Source organism: Syntrophaceticus schinkii (assembly GCF_000946815.1).
Classification (GTDB): domain Bacteria; phylum Bacillota; class DSM-12270; order Thermacetogeniales; family Thermacetogeniaceae; genus Syntrophaceticus; species Syntrophaceticus schinkii.
Genome location: NZ_CDRZ01000181.1, coordinates 1 through 1,837 on the forward strand (window position 1 = coordinate 1; position 1,837 = coordinate 1,837).

Annotated in this window: 4 protein-coding genes; all 4 read right to left on the minus strand. The window is 47.9% G+C overall.

Annotated elements, in window-relative coordinates; all coding sequences use genetic code 11:
• Window positions 1–58: 58 nt before the first annotated feature.
• Window positions 59–202: a hypothetical protein gene (locus SSCH_RS18275; RefSeq protein WP_156972163.1), complete on the minus strand. Its 144-nt coding sequence runs from the start codon at window positions 200–202 to the stop codon at window positions 59–61.
• Between the two features lie 43 nt (window positions 203–245).
• Window positions 246–716 carry an ExeA family protein gene (locus tag SSCH_RS16480; RefSeq protein ID WP_052835426.1) on the minus strand — a complete coding sequence of 157 codons (471 nt, stop codon included), beginning with the start codon at window positions 714–716 and terminating at the stop codon, window positions 246–248.
• Between the two features lie 32 nt (window positions 717–748).
• Window positions 749–913 (minus strand): hypothetical protein, encoded by a 165-nt coding sequence (locus tag SSCH_RS19100; RefSeq protein ID WP_198142239.1) that lies wholly within the window; start codon window positions 911–913, stop codon window positions 749–751.
• Between the two features lie 79 nt (window positions 914–992).
• On the minus strand, window positions 993–1,837 hold an 845-nt coding region (locus SSCH_RS07180; protein ID WP_232294280.1), incomplete at its 5' end, for a Mu transposase C-terminal domain-containing protein.

Here is a 1,837-nt window from a genome sequence, read left to right on the forward strand (position 1 = left end):
TCGTAAGAGATCCCCCCAGCCACCCAAACCAAACCTGTCATGGATACTAGACGGATCCTTACCCTTTAATTACCTTACCCCGACCTGTGCCACGCTGCCTTTCCATATCAGCAAGAATACGCCCGATATCTTTGTCCTCAACCACATCACTGCCCCTTTGCTGTGCATCGTAGAGGGCATACGTGCAAATATGATTTATCAATCGGTGAATACCCTGAGTTGCTGAGTAGATCAACTGCAAAGCACTATCGGAAAATAAAAGGGAAGGGATCATCGAGTCCGCTCGTCTTCATCTGATGCCGAATGTAGTCTGCAGATTCCTCCTCAGTCAACCCGGTAAGATGGAAACGCAGTTGGATGCGCTGTGCTACAGCCTCAAACTTGTTCTTGCGCAAAGTCCTCCTCAATTCAGACTGACCCACCAGGATCAGTGTAAACAGGGACACAGAATCCATCTGCTGGTTCAAGGCAAAGCGTAATTCCAGGAGCATGGCCGGAGTAATATCCTGTGCCTCATCTATGATTACAACCAGAGATTTATCCCCTTGCTCTACCCTTGTACGCAGTACCTCTTCAAAAAGGCGTTTTGCTTTTGTCAGGGAGAATAAAGGCTCCTCACCCAGATGACGCAGCATTTCCCCATAGAAATCCCGTGGTTTCATCCCTGCCTGGCTTAAGTAAATAACTTGGTAGCGCATAGGATCAAGGGTTTGCACCAGATGGCGAACAAGTGTTGATTTCCCGCTTCCTACCTCCCTGTGAGTACTCCAAAATAACGGTGTTGGACCATCAACTGCATACGGGCAAGCGCTTCCATGTAGGCTGATGAACCGAATAACATTTCATTCTTGGGGTTCCGGGAAAAGGGAACGAGTTTATTCTCAGTTTCCATCTTCATCACCTCTGCTCTCATCAGGCTTTGGGGCAAAGGTTAGAGGAATACTCTTCCACCTTCACGTTGCTTTTCCTCAGCCAAATGAAAAAAACTCAGCTCACCTGTGTTCACTTCCCCGGGAGATGGCTCTATTTCCTGGATAGACTCGGATGGTTTTGTTTTTACCCGTTTGTGGACAGATCGATGAAGATCCGAGGGGTATGGCATCGGGAAAACGCTTACCATCAAACCACACCTGGATTACAGACAGATCAAAGGGGTCAAAGCGCAGCTTTACCTTTTCCCCCGAAAGCTCACAGGGTACCTCATAGATATTGCCGAAGACATGCACACAGCCGGTTTTATCAACTTTGCGATTTTCTTCCCAGAGGAAGATATCTGTCAGTTCACTGATGGGAACTCTTTTCATTGTGCGTTTGCTTGCAGTTGCCCTGGCAAGCGGAGTCTGACCTGTGCCACCATGCTTGCGGATATGGTAGTAACCATCCAGCCATGCTGTTAAAGCATTGTTTAGTTGAGCCAGGCCCTGGATATCTCCCCTTTCAATCAGGTTGTATGCTTCGGGTTTAAAGCTGGTATCGATAAACCTGAAAAAACGCTCAATTTTGCCGCGGCCCTGGGGACGGAACGCTCTACTGTGCGAAAGGCGAATGCCCAGCTTGCCGCAGATCCGCAGCAGGTGATGAGATGAGAATGCTGCTCCATTATCACAATAAAACTGTTCTGGAATTCCGTAGCGTAAAATAGCCTTTTTTAAAGAGTCTTCCAGTCGAGGGAGTTTTTCATCCCAATAAAATTCAGCATGCACAATCAACCGGGAATAGTCGTCCATAATGGCAAACAAAATGGCTTTCTTGCGCTTCCGGGTAGTGAGTGGGGTCGGGCAGGTACAGAGTGTGCTGAAAGTCGGACTGCCAGATTTCATGAACATCTGATGCTTCA

What these genes read in the sequence shown, in the direction of transcription:
- SSCH_RS19100 (WP_198142239.1), bottom strand. Translation starts at nt 913, where the DNA reads ATGAGAGCAGAGGTGATGAAGATGGAAACTGAGAATAAACTCGTTCCC.